The sequence below is a fragment of the Sporichthyaceae bacterium genome (assembly GCA_036493475.1).
In the GTDB taxonomy this organism is placed as follows: domain Bacteria; phylum Actinomycetota; class Actinomycetes; order Sporichthyales; family Sporichthyaceae; genus DASQPJ01.
This window is the reverse complement of the sequence record DASXPS010000155.1, coordinates 1-15,044: the sequence shown is the minus strand read 5'-3', so window position 1 is coordinate 15,044 and position 15,044 is coordinate 1. Positions and strand designations below refer to the sequence as shown.

13 protein-coding genes are annotated in these 15,044 nt (G+C 71.2%); 10 read left to right on the top strand and 3 right to left on the bottom strand.

What is annotated here, in order from left to right:
- The first annotated feature begins 84 nt into the window (after window positions 1–84).
- From tkt to pgl, 6 genes are all read left to right on the top strand, one after another.
- Window positions 85–2,190 (top strand): transketolase, encoded by a 2,106-nt coding sequence (gene tkt, locus VGJ14_15795; protein ID HEY2833892.1) that lies wholly within the window; start codon window positions 85–87, stop codon window positions 2,188–2,190.
- Between the two features lie 40 nt (window positions 2,191–2,230).
- The gene (gene tal, locus VGJ14_15790; GenBank protein ID HEY2833891.1) at window positions 2,231–3,358 is read left to right on the top strand and encodes a transaldolase; all 1,128 of its coding nucleotides are present in this window, start codon (window positions 2,231–2,233) and stop codon (window positions 3,356–3,358) included.
- A complete protein-coding gene (locus VGJ14_15785) occupies window positions 3,355–4,989 on the top strand; it encodes a glucose-6-phosphate isomerase (GenBank protein HEY2833890.1) in 1,635 nt (544 codons plus the stop codon). The genes tal and VGJ14_15785 overlap by 4 nt, the downstream gene beginning before the upstream one ends.
- Window positions 4,986–6,521 (top strand): glucose-6-phosphate dehydrogenase, encoded by a 1,536-nt coding sequence (gene zwf, locus VGJ14_15780; protein HEY2833889.1) that lies wholly within the window; start codon window positions 4,986–4,988, stop codon window positions 6,519–6,521. The genes VGJ14_15785 and zwf overlap by 4 nt, the downstream gene beginning before the upstream one ends.
- Window positions 6,522–6,594: 73 nt before the next feature.
- Entirely contained in the window at window positions 6,595–7,503 is a 909-nt protein-coding gene (locus VGJ14_15775) for a glucose-6-phosphate dehydrogenase assembly protein OpcA (protein ID HEY2833888.1), read from the top strand.
- Window positions 7,500–8,276 (top strand): 6-phosphogluconolactonase, encoded by a 777-nt coding sequence (gene pgl / locus VGJ14_15770; GenBank protein HEY2833887.1) that lies wholly within the window; start codon window positions 7,500–7,502, stop codon window positions 8,274–8,276. Before VGJ14_15775 ends, pgl begins: the two co-directional genes overlap by 4 nt.
- Before the next feature lie 2 nt (window positions 8,277–8,278).
- Here pgl and VGJ14_15765 read toward each other — a convergent pair whose 3' ends face one another.
- From VGJ14_15765 to VGJ14_15755, 3 genes are all read right to left on the bottom strand, one after another.
- Window positions 8,279–9,274, bottom strand: a complete 996-nt coding sequence (locus VGJ14_15765; GenBank protein HEY2833886.1) for a dienelactone hydrolase family protein — start codon at window positions 9,272–9,274, stop codon at window positions 8,279–8,281.
- A gap of 29 nt (window positions 9,275–9,303) precedes the next feature.
- Window positions 9,304–9,726, bottom strand: coding sequence for an SAV_6107 family HEPN domain-containing protein (locus VGJ14_15760; GenBank protein ID HEY2833885.1), 423 nt, complete (start codon window positions 9,724–9,726; stop codon window positions 9,304–9,306).
- 107 nt (window positions 9,727–9,833) lie between these two features.
- Window positions 9,834–10,727 (bottom strand): SDR family NAD(P)-dependent oxidoreductase, encoded by an 894-nt coding sequence (locus tag VGJ14_15755; GenBank protein HEY2833884.1) that lies wholly within the window; start codon window positions 10,725–10,727, stop codon window positions 9,834–9,836.
- A 59-nt stretch (window positions 10,728–10,786) separates the two neighbouring features.
- Here VGJ14_15755 and VGJ14_15750 point away from each other — a divergent pair, with 59 nt between their 5' ends.
- The 4 genes from VGJ14_15750 to VGJ14_15735 are packed head-to-tail and all read left to right on the top strand — an operon-like array spanning window position 10,787 to window position 14,916.
- Window positions 10,787–11,155: an ArsC/Spx/MgsR family protein gene (locus VGJ14_15750; protein HEY2833883.1), complete on the top strand. Its 369-nt coding sequence runs from the start codon at window positions 10,787–10,789 to the stop codon at window positions 11,153–11,155.
- Between the two features lie 20 nt (window positions 11,156–11,175).
- The gene (locus tag VGJ14_15745) at window positions 11,176–12,735 is read left to right on the top strand and encodes an NAD(P)/FAD-dependent oxidoreductase (GenBank protein HEY2833882.1); all 1,560 of its coding nucleotides are present in this window, start codon (window positions 11,176–11,178) and stop codon (window positions 12,733–12,735) included.
- 9 nt (window positions 12,736–12,744) lie between these two features.
- On the top strand, window positions 12,745–13,497 hold the full coding sequence (locus VGJ14_15740) for a VOC family protein (GenBank protein ID HEY2833881.1): 753 nt from the start codon (window positions 12,745–12,747) through the stop codon (window positions 13,495–13,497).
- 12 nt (window positions 13,498–13,509) lie between these two features.
- Complete coding sequence (locus VGJ14_15735) at window positions 13,510–14,916, top strand: FAD-dependent oxidoreductase (protein HEY2833880.1); 1,407 nt, start codon at window positions 13,510–13,512, stop codon at window positions 14,914–14,916.
- Window positions 14,917–15,044: the final 128 nt, after the last annotated feature.

Below are 15,044 nucleotides of genomic sequence, written 5' to 3'. Positions count from 1 at the left end.
CGCATCGCCCGAGCAGGTCGAGCACCGTTTCGGGGTAGGGATCCAATTTCCGACCGATCGTCGCGAGAGGGGCGCCCAGCACCCATGAGCCCGTCCAAGAACAGCGCGAAGCTCGAACCGGCCTGGTCGGGCCTGGACGCCCGCGCCGTGGACACCATTCGAGTCCTGGCCATGGACGCCGTGGAGGCGGCCGGCAACGGCCACCCCGGCACCGCGATGAGCTTGGCGCCCGCCGCGTACCTCACTTACCAACGGCTGCTGCGCCATGATCCGACCGACCCGGACTGGCTGGGCCGGGACCGCTTCGTGCTGTCCTGTGGGCACTCCAGCCTGACCGTGTACATCCAGCTCTACCTGTCCGGTTACGGCCTGACCGTCGAGGACCTGAGCCATCTACGGCAGTGGGGCAGCCTCACCCCCGGCCATCCGGAGCACGGGCACACCGCGGGTGTGGAGACCACCACCGGACCGTTGGGTCAGGGCGTGGCCACCGCGGTCGGCATGGCCATGGCCGCGCGACGCAGCCGCTACCTGTTCGACCCGGAGGCCCCGCTCGGGCAGAGCGTGTTCGATCACACGATCTACGTGTTCGCCTCCGACGGTGACATGGAGGAGGGCATCGCTTCCGAGGCCTCGTCGTTGGCCGGCACGCAGAAGCTCGGCAACTTGGTCGTGCTCTATGACGACAATCACATTTCGATCGAGGGCAACACCGACGTCGCGTTCACCGAGGACGTGTTGGCCCGCTACGCCGCCTACGGCTGGCACACCCAGCGGGTCGAGGACGCCAACGACGTCGACGCGCTGTACGCCGCGCTGGTCGCCGCCCGGGACCACCGCGAGCGGCCCTCGATGATCGGTGTCCGGTCGATCATCGGCTGGCCCGCGCCGCACGCGCAGAACACCGGCAAGGCGCACGGCGCAGCACTGGGCGCGGAGGAGGTGGCCGCCACCAAGAAGGTGCTCGGCTTCGACCCGGCGCAGAGCTTCGCGGTCGACGAGCAGGTGCTCGCGCACGCCCGTGAGGTCGTCGACCGGGGCCGCGCCCTGCACGCGGAATGGGACACCCAGTACGCCGCCTGGCAGTCGGCCAATAAAGAACGCGCCGCGGAACTGGACCGCATGCGCGCCCGTCGGCTGCCCGACGGATGGGCGGGCAAGCTGCCGGAGTTCCCGGCCGGCAAGGCGATAGCCACCCGCAAGGCCTCCGGCGAGGTGCTGAACGCCATCGCCGCGGCCGTCCCCGAGCTGTGGGGAGGCTCGGCGGACCTGGCCGAGTCCAACAACACGATGATCGAGGGCGAGGCCTCGTTCCTGCCGCTGTCCTCCACCGCGAAGAACGCCGACCCGGCGGGACGCAACATCCACTTCGGCGTGCGTGAGCACGCCATGGGTGCGGCGATGAACGGCATCGCGCTGGACGGCACCTTCCGGCCCTACGGCGGCACCTTCCTGATCTTCTCCGACTACATGCGCGGCGCGGTGCGACTCGGTGCGCTGATGAAGCAGCCGGTGGTGCACGTGTGGACGCACGACTCCATCGGCCTGGGTGAGGATGGCCCCACCCACCAGCCGATCGAGCACCTGTGGGCGCTGCGCGCCATCCCCGGTCTGGACGTGGTCCGCCCCGGTGACGCGAATGAAACCGTCGTTTGTTGGCGGCAGATCCTGGAGAACCCGCACGGGCCGACCGCGTTCGCACTGACCCGGCAGAACCTGCCTACCTTCGACCGTGCCGACGGCTTCGCCCCCGCTGACGGGGCCGCCCGCGGCGGGTACGTGCTGCAGGAGGCGGCCAACGGGCTGCCCGAGCTGATCCTGATCGGCACCGGCAGCGAGGTGCAGTTGGCGGTCGAGGCCCGCACCGCGTTGGAGGCCGAGGGCGTGCCCACCCGGGTGGTGTCCATGCCCTGCCTGGAGTGGTTCCAGGCACAGGATGAGGCCTACCGGCAGACCGTGCTGCCGCACCGGGTGCGAGCCCGGGTTGCGGTCGAGGCGGGCATTGCCCAGGGCTGGTGGCGGTGGGTCGGTGACGGCGGCGAGGTCGTCGGTATCGAGCACTTCGGTGCCTCCGCGCCCTACCAGACGCTTTACGAGCAATTCGGCATCACCTCGGCCGCGGTGGTCGCCGCGGCGCACCGGAGCCTGGCCCGTACCCGAGGGGAAAAGGGCTCCACAACCGGTAACTGATGGTCCGTCAGCCGGGGACGGCAGGAGCAGGAGGACGAACATGAGTGCTTCGAACGAGCGGCTGGCCAAGCTCAGCGCCGCGGGAGTGGCGATCTGGTTGGACGACCTGTCCCGTGCCCGACTGCAGGGCGGTGGACTGGCCGCGATGGTGCGCGATCAGTACGTGGTGGGGGTCACCACGAACCCGTCGATCTTCCACAGCGCGGTGTCCTCCTCCGACCTGTACGACCCGCAGATCGCCGACCTGGCCGCCCGCGGGGTGACCGTGGACGAGGCGATGCGCGCCATCGCGACCGCCGACGTGCGGGACGGCTGCGACGTGCTACGCGGCGCCTATGACGCCAGCGACGGGGTGGACGGACGGGTGTCCATCGAGGTCGACCCGCGCTTCGCCGCGGACACCGCGGCCACCATCGCCGAGGCCCGCGCGCTGTGGTGGATGGTCGACCGACCGAACCTGTTCATCAAGATTCCGGCCACCGTCGATGGCCTGCCCGCGATCGCGCAGTGCCTGTCCGAGGGCATCAGCGTCAACGTCACGCTGATCTTCTCCCTGCAGCGCTACCGCCAGGTGATGGACGCTTTCCTGGAGGGCATGGAGCGCGCGCAGCGGTCCGGAGTGCCCCTCGCGGGCATTGGCTCGGTCGCCTCGTTCTTCGTCTCCCGGGTGGACACCGAGGTGGACAAGCGGCTGGACAAGATGGGCACCAACGAGGCGAAGGCAGTGCGCGGCAAGGCCGCGGTGGCCAATGCCCGGCTGGCCTTCGAGGCGTACGAGGAGATCTTCGGCTCCCCCCGCTGGCAGGCGCTGGCCGCGGCCGGCGCGAAGGTGCAGCGGCCGCTGTGGGCCTCCACCGGCACCAAGGACCCGGCCTACTCCGACACCCTCTACGTCGACGACCTGGTCACCGCGGGCGTGGTGAACACCATGCCGGAGGCGACCCTGCGCGCGGTCGCCGAGCACGGCGGCGCCGGGGACGACACGGTGCGCGGCACCTACGCCGAGGCCCGGGCCACGCTCGACGCGCTCGCCGAACTGGGCATCGACTACGACGACGTGGTGGACCTCTTGGAGCGCGAGGGCGTGGAGAAGTTCGTCACCGCGTGGGACAACCTGCTGGGCTCGGTCGGCGCCGAGATGGAGAAACTGCGCGAGGCCGCCAAATGAGCCAACAGGCCAGCGCGGGTCGGGTAACGGTCACCGTCCTCGATGAGCGCCTGCACCCGGCCGTGGCCGGAGTGTTGGCCGACGCGGTGGCCGATGGCGCGGGCGCTCGGCTGGCCGAGGCCGACGCCACGCTGTGGGGCGACGCGGCGCAGCCCGAGGCCTCGATCCGCCTCGGTTGGCTGGACGCGACCGGGGTGTCTCGTCCGCTGCTCCCCCGGCTACGTCAACTGGTCGGCGAGATGGCCGGTGAGGGCCTGTACCACGTGGTGCTGGCCGGTATGGGCGGGTCCTCGCTGGCACCCGAGGTGATCACCCGCAGCGCCGGCGTGGGCCTGACCGTGCTGGACACCACCGACCCGGCGCAGGTGCGCCGCGCGCTGCGTGACCGCCTGGAGGGCACGCTGGTCGTGGTGTCCAGCAAGAGCGGCGGCACGATCGAGACCGATACCCATCGTCGGCTGTATGAACAGGCCTTCCGCGACCTGGGCCTGACGGATGCTCAGATCGCGCAGCGCTTCGTGGTGGTCACCGACCCGGGCTCGCCGCTGGAGAAGATCGCCGCCGAATCCGGCTACCGCGCGGTGTTCCTCGCCGACGAGACCGTGGGCGGGCGGTACAGCGCGCTGACCGCGTTCGGTGTGGTGCCCAGTGCGCTGGCCGGCGCCGACGTCGAGCAGCTCCTGCACGACGCCGACGCGGTGCGTTCCTCACTGGGCAACTCGGTGGACAACCCCGGCTTGTTGCTCGGTGCCGCGATGGGCGCGGCGGCCCGCAAGGGCCGCGACAAGCTGGTGGTGCTGGAGGCCGACCGGGGTCTGGTCGGGTTCGGTGACTGGGCCGAGCAGTTGATTGCCGAGTCCACCGGCAAGGAGGGCACCGGCGTGCTGCCGGTGGTCGTGGAGGACTCCGACTCCCCGGGCTGGGCCACCGCCGGGTCCGACGCGCTGGCGGCCGGCATCGGCGAACCGCCGGGTGCCGCATTGACCGTGACCGGTCCGCTGGGCGCGCAGTTCCTGGTCTGGGAGTACGCCACCGCGTTCGCCGGGAAGGTGCTCGGCATCAATCCGTTCGACCAGCCGAACGTCACCGAATCCAAAGAGAACACCGCGCGGCTGCTGGAAAAGGCCGGACCGGACGGGTTGCCCGTCCCCGAACCACTGCTGACCGACGGCCGCGTCGAGGTGTACGCCGAGGAGGCCCTGGTGGGCTCGGCGCGCACGCTGCCGGAGGTGCTCGACGCGCTGCTGGGTCAGGTGTCCGCCAACGGGTACCTGGCGGTGATGGCCTACCTGGATCGCATCGGGGACGCCGGCGCGGCCGGCTTACGGGCCGCTCTGGGCCGACGCCTGAAGGACCGTCAGGTGACATTCGGGTGGGGCCCGCGGTTCCTGCACTCCACCGGTCAGTTCCACAAGGGCGGCCCCCAGCAGGGAGTGTTCCTGCAGTTGACCGGCGCGGTCACCGAGGATCTGGCGGTACCGGGCCGACCGTGGTCGCTGGGCACGTTGCAACTGGCTCAGGCGCTGGGCGACATGGATGCGCTCACCGGGCGCGGCCGACCCGCGGTGCGTCTACATCTGACGGACCGTCGGGGCGGCCTGACACAGGTATTGGCAGCCGTATCCCGATGAGCAACCCGCTGCGGGATCCGCGTGACAAGCGGTTGCCCCGAGTGGCCGGGCCGTGCGGCATGGTGATCTTCGGGGTCACCGGTGACCTGGCCAAGAAAAAGGTCATGCCGGCCATCTACGACCTGGCCAACCGCGGACTGCTGCCGCCGGGTTTTTCCCTGGTTGGCTACGCCCGCCGGGACTGGGCGAACGAGGACTTCGCGCAGATCGTGCACGACGCGGTGCGCGAGCACGCCCGCACCGGGTTCCGCGAGGAGGTCTGGACGCAGCTGGCCGCGGGTTTCCGCTTCGTGCCCGGCGACTTCTCCGATGACGACGCCTTCGCCCAATTGGCCAAGACCGTCAACGAACTCGATGAGACCCGCGGCACCGCGGGCAACCACGCGTTCTACCTGTCGATCCCGCCGCGATTCTTCCCGGACGTGGTCCGCCAGTTGCGCAAGCACGGTCTGGCCGAGCCGGTGGGGTGCGCCCCGGGCGGGCCGCTGCCCTGGCGCCGGGTTGTGGTGGAGAAGCCGTTCGGTTCCGACCTGAGCACGGCGCGAGAACTCAACCGAGTGCTGGAGGATGTGTTCCCGCCCGAGTCGGTGTTTCGCATCGACCACTACCTGGGCAAGGAGACCGTCCAGAACATCCTGGCCATTCGGTTCGCCAACCAGCTGTTCGAACCGATCTGGAACCGGGCGTTCGTGGACCACGTGCAGATCACCATGGCCGAGGACATCGGCATCGGCAACCGAGCCGGGTACTACGACGGCATCGGCGCGGCGCGCGACGTGCTGCAGAACCACTTGCTGCAATTGCTGGCACTGATCGCGATGGAGGAACCGGTTTCCTTCTCCGCCGAGGACCTGCGCGCGGAGAAGGAGAAGGTGCTCTCCGCGATCCGGCTACCCGCCGATCTCGGCACCAGCACCGCGCGCGGTCGCTACTCCCCCGGCTGGCAGGGCGGGGAGAAGGTCATCGGATACCTCGACGAGGAAGGCATTCCGGCCGACTCGCACACCGAGACCTACGCCGCGGTGAAGCTGGAACTGGACACCCGTCGCTGGGCCGGGGTGCCGTTCTACCTGCGCACCGGCAAGCGGCTGGGCCGCCGCGTCACCGAGGTGGCATTGATCTTCAGCCGGGTTCCACATCTGCCGTTCGAGGCCACCGCGGTGGAGGAGCTGGGTCAGAACGCGTTGGTGTTCCGCATCCAACCCGATGAGGGCGTCACCGTTCGGTTCGGCTCCAAGGTGCCCGCCACCTCGATGGAGGTGCGCGACGTCAACATGGACTTCGCCTACGGCGGCTCGTTCGCCGAGTCCTCCCCCGAGGCCTATGAGCGGCTCATCCTCGACGTGCTGCTCGGCGAGCCGCCGCTGTTCCCGCACAGCCGCGAGGTCGAGCTGTCCTGGAAGGTGCTGGATCCGATCGAGGAGTTCTGGCGGACCCAGGGCCCGCCGGAGAATTACGAGTCCGGAACTTGGGGGCCCCGGTCCGGCGACGACATCCTGGCCCGTGACGGACGCAGCTGGCGGCGGCCATGAGTGAGCTTGCGAGCTCATCAATCAACACGGGGCGACCGAGCCTCGTCGGCGCACCGAGGAACGAGGTGTGCCGATGAGCACCTCCTTGGCGGACACCTCGGCGGGTGAAATCAACAAGGCACTGATCACCGCCCGCCGCGCGCAGGGCGGTCCGACCGCGGGCCACGTGATGACGTTGATCGTGGCTGCCGAGGGCATGGGCAGTGGTCCGGCCGTGCACGCCACCTGCCGCACCGCCGCCGAGCACCCGTCGCGGATCCTGGTGGTGCGCCGCCATCCCGGTGAGCCCAGTACCCAACTGGACGCCGAGGTGTTCGGCTCCGGGGAGCGCGGTCCCGGCGAGATGGTGATTCTCGACCTGGCGGGCGACCTGGCCGGCCACGCCGAGTCGGTGGTGCTGCCGCTGCTGATCCCGGATACCCCGGTGGTCACGTTCTGGCCGGCCGCGGGCCCGGCGGACCCGTCGGCCGATGCATTGGGCCGGCTCAGCCAGCGCCGGATCACCGACCTGGCCGCCGCGCCCGACGCCCTCGGCCAATTGCAGGCGCGGGCCGGGCACTACCGCGACGGCGACACCGACCTGGCGTGGACCCGGTTGACGTTGTGGCGCAGCGTGCTGGCCACCGCTTTGGACGGCCAGGACGCCCGTCCCACCGCCGGCGCGGTGGCCGCCGAACCGGGCAACGCCAGTGCGGAACTGCTCGCGCTGTGGCTCGCCCGGCGTCTGCGGATCCCGGTGCAGCGCACGGAATCCAACGGGCCGGGCCTGACCGAGGTACGGCTGAGTTTCGACGCGGGCGAGGTGGCGCTGCGGCGGGCCGACGGGCGGCTGGCCATGCTGTCCTCTCCCGGCCACGACGAGCGGCCGATCGCGCTCAAGCGTCGCGAACTGTCCGAGTTGATGAACGAGGAACTGCGTCGCCTCGACGCCGACGACATCTACGCCGAATGCCTGGCCACGCTGCGGGAGAGCACCGGATGAGCACTGTGATCGTGCACCGTGACCCCGAAACGTTGGCCGGGGCGGTGGCCGCGCGGCTGGTCACCCGGTTGGTGGACGCGCAAGCGGCGACCGGCAGCGCCTCGGTGGTGGTCACCGGCGGCGGCATCGGCATCGCCACGCTGTCCGCGCTGGCCAACATGCCGGCCAAGGACGCCATCGACTGGCGCCGGCTGGACGTGTGGTGGGGCGACGAGCGATTCGTGCCGGCCGCGGACCCCGACCGCAACGAGAAGCAGGCCCGGGAGGCGCTGCTGGACAAGGTGCCGCTGGACCCGGAGCGGATCCACGCGATGCCGTCCTCGGACGGGCCGCACGGCGACGATCCGGAAGCTGCCGCGGAGTCTTACTCAAAGGCACTGTCCGCGGCCACCCGCCCGGAGGATCACGGTGTCGCGCCGAGCTTCGACGTGGTGCTGCTCGGCGTCGGTCCGGATGGGCACGTCGCCTCGCTGTTCCCGGAACGCCCCGCCTTGCACGAGACGGAGCGGGCCGCGGTGGCGGTGCGCGGCGCCCCGAAGCCGCCGCCGATCCGGATCAGCCTGACCATGCCCGCCATCCGTAACGCCCGCGAGGTGTGGCTGTTGGTGGCCGGTAAGGAGAAGGCCCCTGCGGTGCGCATGGCGTTGTCCGGTGCCGGCTGGGTGCAGATCCCGGCGGCCGGTGCGCAGGGTCGCAGCCGGACGCTGTGGCTGCTGGACCGCGCGGCGGCCGGCGAGGTCCCGCGGTCGTTGACCAGGCTCGCCTCGCCCTGACGTCAGCCCGCGCCCGAGTCGTGCGTGTGCACCGGCAGGGGCGATGCGCTTCCGGGATTTCCCCCCGGGTCCGACTCCTCCTTGGGCGGCGTCTGTCCGGCCAGGTAAGTGTCCAGCCAGTCGAACATCTTCGTGGTGGCCTGTGCCGCTGCGGTGGCGTTGTAGCGAGGGCCGGTGTCGTTGTAGAAGGCGTGGTCGGCGTCGGGGTAGGTGACGATCTCGTGGCGCAGGCCGGCATCCCCCAGCGCCTGCTCGATGGCGTCCCGGCTCGCGTCGACCCGGGCGTCCAGCGCGCCGTAGATGGCGAGCACGGCGGCCTTCGACCCGGTGAAGTCCGGCTGTGCGGGGGCCGGGCCGTAGAACGGCACGGCCACCTTCAGTCGCTTCTCCTGGCCGGGGCCGGCCTGCAGCAGGTTCCAGGCCATGCCGCCGCCGAAGCAGAACCCGACAACGCCGAGATCGGCGACGTCGGCCCGCCTCAGCAGTTCGTCGGCCCCCGCATGCAGGTCAGCGACCAACTGTTCGGTGGGCGTCCGGGACAGTACGCCGGTGGCCGCGGCCTGGTCGGTGAATCCCGCCGTACCGTCGTGACCCGCGCGGGAGAGCAGGTCCACGCACAACGCGGTGTACCCGCGGGCCGCGAACCGGCGGACCAGATCATAGAAGTGTGTGGTCAGCCCCTTGTTCTCGTGCACGATCAGCACCGCGCCGTTGGGATCCCCGGACGGCGCCTTGAAGGCGGCGCGGTAGTCGACCCCGTTGGCGCTGAACCGGATCGGACCGTCCGCACCCGGTGGCGGGGTGGCCTGCGGCGGCGTTGGGGCCGCGGTCGCCACAGGCTTCGCGGAATTACCGCCGCCGCACGCGGCCAGCAACGCCGTTGCGGCCGTCACCCCGACGCCCAGCAGCCCCAGCCGCCGCAGCGCCTCGCGGCGGGTCAGCAGTCCGTGCCCGTACTCCTCGGTGACCTCGCCCACCAGGTAGTCGCGCATCGCCATAGCGCGAACCTAAAACACGAACCTTGGGTTCAGGCCGCCGCGTGCGGACGATTAACCAGCGCGCGCACGAGGCCGAGGAAGGCCCCGGCGTCGCGGAAATGGAGTTCTGCATCCTCGGCGCTGACCGCACCGGACAGGCCGGCCGCGGCTGCAGAGCGCTTGTCGGCCCCCGCGGCGAAATAGTCCGCCCACTCGGTCAGCTCCGGGGCAGCCGCGCGCAATTGGTCCCACGCACTGGCCGGGCGGCGCCGCCCGCGCGCCCCGCACACCGGTTGCCAGGTCTCCGGCGAGCCGCTACGCGCAGCGAGCACCGCCGCCGCGGCACGCAGCGCGGCCAGGTGCGCGGCGGCGTACCGGTCGGCCGGTCTGATGGCCAGTTCGGCCAGCATCAGGTCCCGGGCGGCGTCGGTCAGCAGTTCGTCGGTACGGGTTGAGCAGACGATCGGGCTCATTGGGCGGCTCCCCACCTTCAGTCGAACATTTGTTCGGACACACGAACAGTAGAACCCGGCACCGACAATTTCGCAAGGACGTTCGAATCGGCGCGTCGATGTGCCGCTCAGCCGTGGGTCCGCCGTGCCACCGGGGCATCCTGCGCAACCGGCGCCGACCGCGTGACCAGCCGGTTCATCACCTTGTTGCCGAGCTTCACGCTCAGGTTGAACGCAACTGGCACGTAGCGCTTGGTGAGCCACAGCGCGCGGCCCTCCACGTGCGGCAGACACCAGAACCGCTTGCGGTCCACGGCGTGCAGCACCTTGCGGGCGACGTCGTCCGCGGTCAGCTTCGGGCCGGGCAGTGCGGTACCGGCGATCATTTGGCGGGCCATTACCTCGAACGTCGGGTCGGTGGTGCGCATGCCCTCGGCGAGGTTGGTGGCGAAGAAGCTGGGGCACACCACGGTGGTCCGCACGCCGACCTCGGCGAGCTCGTGGCGCATGGTCTCGGACAGCGAGATCACCCCGGCCTTGGTGACGTTGTACGGGGCCATATTCGGCAGATTCGCCAGCCCGGCCAGCGAGGCGATGTTCACCACGTGCCCGCCGCCCTGCGCGGTGAACACCGGCAGGAACGTGCGCACGCCGCGCACCGCGCCCTTGAGATTGATGTCGATGATCCAGTCCCAGTCGGCCATCGAGGTGTCCCCGATCGGACCGCCGTGCGCCACCCCGGCGTTGTTCACCAGCACGTCCAACCCGCTCCACTCGCGCTGCACCCACTCGCGCGCGCCGGCCCAGTCGGCGTCATTGCGTACGTCCAGCGGCAGGAACACGACGCGGTCGGTGTCCCGACCCGCCTCGCGCAACTGCTCGGCGAACTCCAGGCGAGCGAGTTCACCCGCGGCGGCGTCCCGGTCGGTGATCAGTACCCGGGCGCCGTCCCGCAGCGCCGCGGCGGCCAGTGCCCGGCCGAGTCCGGACGCGCCGCCGGTGATCAGGATCCGTCGGTCCACCACAACCTCCTCGAGATAACTTACTCTCGGTAATATACACACCTACTAATCTCCGCACCATGGAAATCTGGCTCAACCCGGCGTGTTCGAAGTGCCGCACCGCGGTCGAGGTGTTGGACGGAGCGGGCATCGAGTTCACGGTGCGTCGCTACCTCGAGGACCCGCCCACTCCCGCCGAGATCTCCGACGTGTTGGCCCGATTGGGGCTGGAACCCTGGGACATCACCCGGACCGGCGAGGCGAGGGCCGCGGAACTGGGTGTGGACAGTTGGCCGCGCGACGACGCGAGCCGGACACGCTGGATCGAACTGCTGGCCGCGAACCCGGCGCTGATCCAGCGGCCGATCATCACCGCCTCGGACGGCACCACCGTGGTGGGTCGCTCCGCGGACGCGTTGGACGTCGCGGTGGCCGCCGAAAAGCCATGAACGAGCGCAGCGAGTGAGCCATTAGCACAGCAGAACGCGCCGACGTCGTCGTCGTCGGCTCGGGTCACAACGCCCTGGTGGCCGCCTGTCGGTTGGCCCGCGCCGGCCTGGACGTCGAGGTCATCGAGCGCGACACCGTCATCGGCGGCGCGGTGTCCACCGTGCAACGGTGGCCCGGCTATCGGGTGGATCGCGGCGCCGGCCTGCACGTGATGGTCCGTCACACCGAGCTGATCGAGGAGTTGGAGCTCGGCGCGTGCGGGCTTCGCTATCTGGACGCCGACCCGTGGGCCTATGTGCCCGCCGTCGACGACAGGCCCGGCATCGTGTTCGCCACGGACCTGGAGCGCACCGTCGATTCGATCGAGAAGGCGTGCGGCGGCGCGGACGCGGCCGCGTACCGGAGGTTGGTCGGCGAACTCACCCCGATGTGCCGGCGGCTGTTGTCGATCTTCCGGGACTCCCCCGGCCCGGCCCGCATCGCCCGGCGCGGCCGCGGCCTGCTGCGCGCGGGCGGCGGTGCGGAGACGGCGCGCTGGTTCCTGCAGCCCGCCGATCACCTGCTGGACAGCACCTTCCGCGACGAGCGCCTGAAGGCCGCGCTGGCCTGGCTGGTCTCCCAGTCGGGGCCACCCGCGCACGAACCCGGCACCGTCGGGCACCTGATGTGGCCCGCGCTGTTGCACCTGCGACCGCCGGGCCGCCCGGTGGGTGGCTCGGGCATGCTCACCGCGGCGTTGGCCGAACGGCTGCGCCGCGACGGCGGCCGGATCAGCACCGGCGACGCGGCGGTCGCGGTGGTGACCGACGGCGGTCGGGTGAGCGGCGTGCGCACGCAGGGCGGGCGTACCGTGCACGCCCGCGCCGTGCTGAGCGGCACGCACGTGCTGACCACACTGGATCTGCTGGCCGCCGCCGGCCTGGAACCGGTCGGGGCGCGGCAGCGGATCCGGGTGGGCGACGGCATCGGCGCCGCGGTGCGGCTGGCCGGCAGCACGCTGCCCGGATATCCAGACGCACCGTCAGATGCCCTGCACGGCATGCAGTTGCTCGTTGCGGATCGGGTCGAACTGCGACGGGCCTACGCCGACTGGTTGGTCGGCCGGCCCCCGGCCCGGCCCGCGGTGCTGGCCATGACGCCCACCGCGCAGGATCCGACATTGGCCCCACCCGGTCGGCACACCATCACGCTGTGGGCGCAATGGCATCGCTACGACCTCGCCGCCGGTCACTGGGACGATCTGCGCGCGGAGACCGCACGGTCCGCGATCGAACAGGTGGAGCGCTATGCGCCGGGCTTCGCGGCAGGCGTCACCGACACCTGGGTCCAGACACCGGTGGACCTGGAACGCGAACTCGATCTGCGCCGCGGCAACGTGATGCACGTGGAGATGGCGCTGGACGCGATGTTCGGCCTTCGTCCGCTGCCGGAGATGGCCGGCTATCGCGGCCCGCTGCCCGGGCTCTACCTGACCGGTGCCTCCACCCATCCCGGCGGCGGAGTGTTCGGGGCGTCGGGCGAGAACGCCGCGCGGGTGGTCCTCGCCGACCTGCGCCGCCGAGGAGGCCGCGGCAACTAGGGTCGAGCGGTGACCGACATCCACCGCCACGCGCCGGGTGCACCCTGCTGGATCGATCTGACCACCCCCGATCCGGCGGGCGCGATCGCCTACTACCGCGACCTGTTCGGCTGGGCCGTGCATGACCAGGACGAGCACGGCATCGGCACGTTCACCCTGGCCGGCCGCAAGGTTGCCGGGGTCGGGCCGTGCGACGGTGACCGCCCCGCCAGCTGGAACGTCTACCTGCACGCCGCCGACATCGAGGCCACGGTGACCGATGTCGCGCAGTTCGGCGGCCAGGTGCTGATCGAGCCGGTGCAGGTGGACACCCGCGGTTGGGGCGCGGCGTGCGTGGACCCCACCGGCGCGGTGTTTTCCCTCTGGCAGCCGGGCGAACTCGTCGGCACCCAGATCGGCGACGTGCCCGGTTCCTGGTGCTGGACCGAACTGATCACCAGCGACGCCGGGGCGGCCGCGCAGTTCTATGCCAACGTGTTCGGCTGGGTGGTGGACCTGCAGACCGTGGACGGCGTCGAACTGGGCGTGGTGCAGATCGACGAGCGCCCGATCGCGGGCATCGTCGCGCCATCGGCGGACGTGCAACCGTCCTGGACCGTGTCGTTCTCAGTGACCGACGTGGACCGGGTGGCCCGCATCGCGACCGCATTGGGCGGCGTGCTGGCCATCCCGCCCACCGAGGTGCCCGGCATGGGTCGCTATGCCGCGCTGGGCTCGCCGTTGGGTGAGGCCTTCTCCGTCCTCACCCGCCCCGACGCCTGACCAGCGCAGCGCATGGCCCGGGTGGTGGTGGTCGGCGCCGGGGTGTCCGGCCTCGCCGCGGCCGCCCGGTTGGCCCGACTGCGCCACGACGTGGTCGTCTGCGAGCGCAACCCCGGACCGGGCGGCCAGGCCGGACGGTTCGAACGCGACGGGTTTGCCTTCGACACCGGCCCGACGCTGGTGCAGTTGCCCGCCGGGATGCGCGACCTGTTCATCAAGACCGGCAAGACCGCACCGTTGGAGAGCGTGCTCGACCTGCGGCCGGTGGACCCAGCAGTGCGGTGGTGCTTCGCCGACGGCACGGTGCTGGACCTGCCCACCAGCCGGGGCGGCGCGACGGCCGCCCTCGCCGCGGCGTTGTCGCCCGCCGCCGCCAGGAGCTGGCACGCTTTCCTGGCCGAGGGTGACACCGTCTGGGAGCAGTTCCGGCAGGGGTTTATCACCGGTCCCCCGGCTGCCGTGTCCGGCAGGCGGTGGCGGTCGAAAGAGGAACGGCGCCGGCTCGCCGCGCTGCGCCCGGCCGGATCCCTGCCCGATCTGATTCAACGTCATATCTCGGATCCTCGGCTGCGTCAGGCGGCTGCGGCCTATTCGTTGCGGTTGGGTTCTGACCCGCGCACCGCCCCGTCCGGCGCGGTCCTCTGGCCGTGGCTGGAGCAGACTTTCGGCAGCTGGGAGGTGGTCGGCGGGATGCGGGTGTTGATCGACGCCATCGCCGAGCGGGCCGCGCTGCGCGGCGCAGTGCTGCGATACGACACCGAAGTAGTGCGGGTGCACCGCGACGACGACCGGATCAGCGCCGTGCAGTTGGCCGACGGCGAGCGGCTGCCCGCCGACGTGGTGGTGGCCGCGGTCGACGATCACGTGCTCGCCGGCCTGGTCGGTGACCAGCCCAGACCGGCCCCACGGTCCTGCTCGATGGTGACCCTGCTGGTGGCCCTGCGCGGCACCGCGGACCTCGGCGCGAGCACGGTCTCCTTTCCCGCCGACCCGCAGGCCGAACTGCGCTCGATCTTCGACGGCGACCCGATCGATGCCGACCCCACGCTCTACCTGAGTCGGGGCATCGCGCCGGCCGGCTGCACCGCGCTGACGGTCAGTGCAGCGGCCCGGCTCGGCACGACGATGATGCCCGCATCCTTGCTCGCTGCTCTGGACGCTCGGGGTCACGTGCCGTCAGATCGCCTGCTCTGGTGCGAAATACGCACGCCGACGGACCTGCAGCGCAGTACCGGTGCGCCGGGTGGCTCGATCGCAGGGCCCGCCCTGGTGGGCAGGGACGGGCTGCTGCGGGCGCCGAACGCGACCGGCGTCGGCGGGCTGTACCACGTGGGCGCCACCGCCCATCCCGGACCGGGCCTGGCCCTGGCCCCGTTGTCCGCGGCCCTGGTCGCCGAGACCCTGGGCCGGTCACGCTGACATGCCGATGGCCCGAGCGCGACGGTGCACCCCGTCACGCTCGGACCTATCGGATCGAGCGGGCCCGGCGCCGCCCGGCCGGCGCGAGTGAGCGGTACTCGCGCGGCCTGCGGCGGCGCCGGTAGGAG

What these genes read in the sequence shown, in the direction of transcription:
- tkt (HEY2833892.1), top strand. Translation starts at nt 85, where the DNA reads ATGAGCCCGTCCAAGAACAGCGCGAAGCTCGAACCGGCCTGGTCGGGC.
- tal (HEY2833891.1), top strand. Translation starts at nt 2,231, where the DNA reads ATGAGTGCTTCGAACGAGCGGCTGGCCAAGCTCAGCGCCGCGGGAGTG.
- VGJ14_15785 (HEY2833890.1), top strand. Translation starts at nt 3,355, where the DNA reads ATGAGCCAACAGGCCAGCGCGGGTCGGGTAACGGTCACCGTCCTCGAT.
- zwf (HEY2833889.1), top strand. Translation starts at nt 4,986, where the DNA reads ATGAGCAACCCGCTGCGGGATCCGCGTGACAAGCGGTTGCCCCGAGTG.
- VGJ14_15775 (HEY2833888.1), top strand. Translation starts at nt 6,595, where the DNA reads ATGAGCACCTCCTTGGCGGACACCTCGGCGGGTGAAATCAACAAGGCA.
- pgl (HEY2833887.1), top strand. Translation starts at nt 7,500, where the DNA reads ATGAGCACTGTGATCGTGCACCGTGACCCCGAAACGTTGGCCGGGGCG.
- VGJ14_15765 (HEY2833886.1), bottom strand. Translation starts at nt 9,274, where the DNA reads ATGGCGATGCGCGACTACCTGGTGGGCGAGGTCACCGAGGAGTACGGG.
- VGJ14_15760 (HEY2833885.1), bottom strand. Translation starts at nt 9,726, where the DNA reads ATGAGCCCGATCGTCTGCTCAACCCGTACCGACGAACTGCTGACCGAC.
- VGJ14_15750 (HEY2833883.1), top strand. Translation starts at nt 10,787, where the DNA reads ATGGAAATCTGGCTCAACCCGGCGTGTTCGAAGTGCCGCACCGCGGTC.
- VGJ14_15735 (HEY2833880.1), top strand. Translation starts at nt 13,510, where the DNA reads ATGGCCCGGGTGGTGGTGGTCGGCGCCGGGGTGTCCGGCCTCGCCGCG.